Genomic DNA, 4,024 nt, shown 5'->3' on the forward strand with positions numbered 1-4,024 from the left:
GGCAACGCCATCATTTGTCGTGATTAAAGAGCCAGAATCTCCTCCGGAAGAAAGGTTTGTTGTGACAATTTGATCTCGAAACCGTGCAACCCTATCACTTCTGTAATTCACATCGATGGTTGCGTTTACTGCAGTGATGACGCCATGTGTATGATTTGTAGTCCGTCCCACTTTCATGATGCGTGTACCGACGGTAACATTTTGTTTTCGTCGCCAGCCTTGCACAGAATTAATCCAATGAATCGAACGATCTATCTGATGAAATGGTGCTTCTGCAATCTCAGCATCGACGAGATTGTTTTGATTTTCAAGTGGTACTTGCAAAGAAAAAGGTAATTGGGATAAACCTTGATAAGGTTGCAATACGATCCGTTGGATCGCTTCCCCCATTAATTGAATCAGGTTTTAAAATAGGATCGCCTATGTTTGCGCTCTTACTATACGCTAATATATGATTGTTACCTAGTATATAGTATCGACTTGGGATACCATATCCATGTGCGGGTGAATTGGTAGAACCATTTGGTAATATATCATATACGCAAGTCGCAATCGTACCTGCCGTCACATTTCGATGAGCAACGCTATACCCTCCTTTGATTGGACGAACTCGAGTGGAAAGTGCCTGTGTATCAACTTGTAATGTTTGTTGATTCCTAGCAAATAGATATCCTGTTTGAATGACGTCGGTTTTGATTCCTTTTATTTCTTTTGGGATGACTTGATTGGTTTCTAATGTTTCAATAGATAGTTTTTAGTCTACAAATACAAGTAAAGAGGGTGTGCCTGTCATAACCCCGTTTATCTGTTGAATGCCAGGTTATATTCCAAAACTGTAAGAAAGCATTCTCTACATCTTGCTACACTTTTGGAATGTCTTGTTGTTCCTGAATAGTCAACACCTTTATATTTGAATGTTTTCCCTTAACACTCTCCCTCTTATCCCGTGTAATGATTTGTAATGGTCCTCACTTCTATAATGTTCGTGGGGTATGTTTCTAATTGTGTAGGTATTTGTTCCACTGCTTTTAATTGAGAACGTGGTACTTTTTTCGAAATAAATACTTGAATCACTTCTTTTCCTTGTAAAAATCCTACTCCTACAATATAAGGTAAACGTAATAAATCTATTTCATATTTGCGCACAACTTGTTCTAATTCCATCGGACCGCTCCTTCTTCATTTAGATGATACATTCGGTTTATCTTCGATGGTTTTTAAAAAAATGATGTATGACACCATTATAAGTATTTAACTATACTCCTGTATTTTCCCTCTTGAAGCATAGATGAAAAAAAGGACCTCTAAAAAACTTATTTTGTTTCCTACCCTTACAAAATAAGTTGCATAACAGCTCACTTATAAAATACTAGAAATTTTCTATATAAAAAAGCGGGGGAATATGTAAAAATATAGAACTTCGAAATGTAACATCGCAAAATATAAGCTCCCACTGAATTATAAACAGAGTTTAAACTATTGATAAAACATAGACACAATTCTTTCTTTTCATATTCAGCAGTAACAGATGGTGTACGAGTATGTATTCATATTTTGTAGACAAACGAACATGTAGGATTAGAAATATGCCTCTTTATTTTCTCAATAGATTCCCTGTATTTCTACATAAAAAATTATAACAAAATGATAACGCTCTTATTATAATAGACAGCGTGGAAAGAACTTCTGAAAATGTCTTACATGTCTGCATTCTACAATTAAAAATGAAAGGTGTGGAAAAGATGATGAGAGGGTTATCAAAATTTACATTAGCTGCCTTGATTGGCTGCAGTATCAGTGTTGCACCGCAAGCCCATGCAGCTGGTCAAGAAAAGATTACTGCTATGAACCGAGAATTTCTACAAAATGACCAATATGTCTATAATGGTTATCGTGTAAAGGAAGTAGGGAAATCAGCCATCTATTTAGTGGATAGAGGCATGAAACGTTACATTACAGATTCAGATACGTATAACCGTATTTTTAAAAATTGGGATGGGGTATTAGAGTTTCAAAGCTTACATACGATTCCAAATGGAAGAAGTATTGATCAGGATATGGGATTAGTACGGTTTGAAAAGGATTCGTTCATCTATTTTCTTGATAAAGATGCGACTGGGAAACCAATGAAACGCTGGATTACAAGTCCGTCTATCTTGAACAAGTATGCTTTTCATTCAGAGGCAGCTATGCTTCCTCAGTGGATGAAAAATGCTATACCAAATGGCGCAGCCATTCGTTAGATACAAAAACCCCTAATGTAAGCAAGGTAGAATAGAACTTTATTTTTTGTAAACTTGTATGCTAGGATCTTTATAAATACAACAAACAGAGGCGTATACCAAAGTACCTTCTGTTTGTTGTATAAGAAGAGATTCTGGGTTCTATCTTAATGAAAATAATGATTTGGAGCGTCCGAATTGGAGGTTGTTCCATGTAAGGGAGCTTCTCAATTTTTCATTTTACATACATACGTATATGATGCACTACTTGTTACAAGAAGAAGCTATCGCATTATTGGTACCTGTATACAGATAAGCGTCACTCATCCAATACCCATTTGTTAGTTGATTCCATTTATTTGTACTCCCCTTACGACCAGTAAATGTTGCTCCATTTGCGGTACAAACTACCGTTACAATCTCTCCATCATTAAGAGAGCCTACAACCGAATAGTTCGTACCGGGGCCTGTGCGAAGGTTTACTGTACGCCCTCCATTAGCATCTACAATTCCTTGATTCACAAGAAGTTTTCCGTAATTATACAAAGTATAGTCTGTATATCTCACTGTACTACCATGCATCGCATAGCCATTATAAGGGGAGGTTTCAAAGAATACCCAGCCACCTAGTTCTTTTCCTTGTAAAGGTATACGCGTATTACCCTGCAAGAGGGAAAAATGCACATGGTGACCACTTGCATATCCACCACAAGATACATCAGTCCCTGTATAACCTAGAAAGGTTCCTTCTTGGACTGGCTGACCATTCGGTATCATATTATTCCGCAAATGATAGTAATCCGTGGCATATCCATTTTCATGATAGATACGAATCCACCCTCTGTTATTTGCGCACATGGTGTAAGCTATACCATCTCCTGCAGCTAACACGCGTTGGTCTCCTCCATATAAATCAAGAGAACTATAGGGTCTATCTGATCCTGACCATCCATGAGGACCGCCAGACATCACCCAAGATTGTCCTTTTTCGTACGGTAAGCGAAGTTCAGGTCTATTTTGTGAGAGGACCTGCGCATTCCAAATTAAAGAAAATGTCTTTTTTTCTTGCACGCTCATCATTGCATCGGGAATTTGTTGTGAGAGTTCGCTGAACAAATCCATCCCTTCTAAAGCGACTTGCCAATTTGTAGTAGCGTGTTTCGCAATGAAAAGTTTTCCTTCTGGAAATGCTCCTGTTACATTTGGAGCCAATATCACTACAGATCCAAATGCCCAGTGCTCATCGTTAGATAATCGCTTCACATTCACCTGCACTTGTGTATCTGTAATCTGTGATTTTTCCCTTAGTGTCTTTTTTTGTTGTGATAGTTCCTGTAAAACAGCATGTTTAATCGAAGTTTCTAGTGTTTGCACAGGTAGTGCGTTATTCATCGGTTTTGGATTGTCTTTTCGTAATATTGAAGCGTACATCATTCCTATTAGTAGTAATACTAGAAATACACCAAATAAAATCCATCGAAACCTCTTCAACCTCATTCTTTCACCCCTTACCTTTATAAAAATAGCTTTCATAAGGGGTATATGCTATGTTTTAGCATTTATTATTGAGAAAATCATGTGGATAGGTATTTTATACTTGAGAGCAAAAATGAAAAGTAGTAAGATATTATGACACGTAACTTTGTATAGTGATGTATTTCGGAAAGTGAGATAACCATACAATTTTCTCAATATCTCATGTTTTGAGTTCTGACCTGGTCAAGAAAAACTGGAACATGAAATAGATTATGCAATTGATTTTGAATACTGATACGGAGTCATTCCATTTAATGATGAGTGCG

The 4,024-nt window shown here is 37.1% G+C and carries 4 protein-coding genes and 1 pseudogene; 1 reads left to right on the forward strand and 4 read right to left on the reverse strand.

What is annotated here, in order from left to right; genetic code table 11:
* The 3 genes and pseudogenes from F3I02_RS33985 to F3I02_RS16970 all read right to left on the reverse strand — a co-directional run.
* A pseudogene (locus F3I02_RS33985) lies at positions 1-225 on the reverse strand (S1 family peptidase); the annotation flags it as partial.
* Between the two features lie 82 nt (positions 226-307).
* Complete coding sequence (locus F3I02_RS33990) at positions 308-568, reverse strand: hypothetical protein (RefSeq protein ID WP_230876852.1); 261 nt, start codon at positions 566-568, stop codon at positions 308-310.
* Positions 569-939: 371 nt separating this feature from the next.
* Positions 940-1,164 (reverse strand): hypothetical protein, encoded by a 225-nt coding sequence (locus F3I02_RS16970; RefSeq protein ID WP_196478209.1) that lies wholly within the window; start codon positions 1,162-1,164, stop codon positions 940-942.
* A gap of 578 nt (positions 1,165-1,742) precedes the next feature.
* On the opposite strand from F3I02_RS16970, the gene F3I02_RS16975 reads away from it, so the two are divergent.
* On the forward strand, positions 1,743-2,243 hold the full coding sequence (locus F3I02_RS16975) for a hypothetical protein (protein ID WP_230876853.1): 501 nt from the start codon (positions 1,743-1,745) through the stop codon (positions 2,241-2,243).
* A 243-nt stretch (positions 2,244-2,486) separates the two neighbouring features.
* Here the strand turns inward: F3I02_RS16975 and F3I02_RS16980 are convergent, their stop codons facing one another.
* Positions 2,487-3,719, reverse strand: a complete 1,233-nt coding sequence (locus F3I02_RS16980) for a M23 family metallopeptidase (protein WP_230876854.1) — start codon at positions 3,717-3,719, stop codon at positions 2,487-2,489.
* Between the last annotated feature and the right edge of the window lie 305 nt (positions 3,720-4,024).

Source organism: Bacillus sp. SRB3LM, assembly GCF_015712745.1.
Taxonomy (GTDB): Bacteria; Bacillota; Bacilli; order Bacillales; family Bacillaceae_G; genus Bacillus_A; species Bacillus_A thuringiensis_K.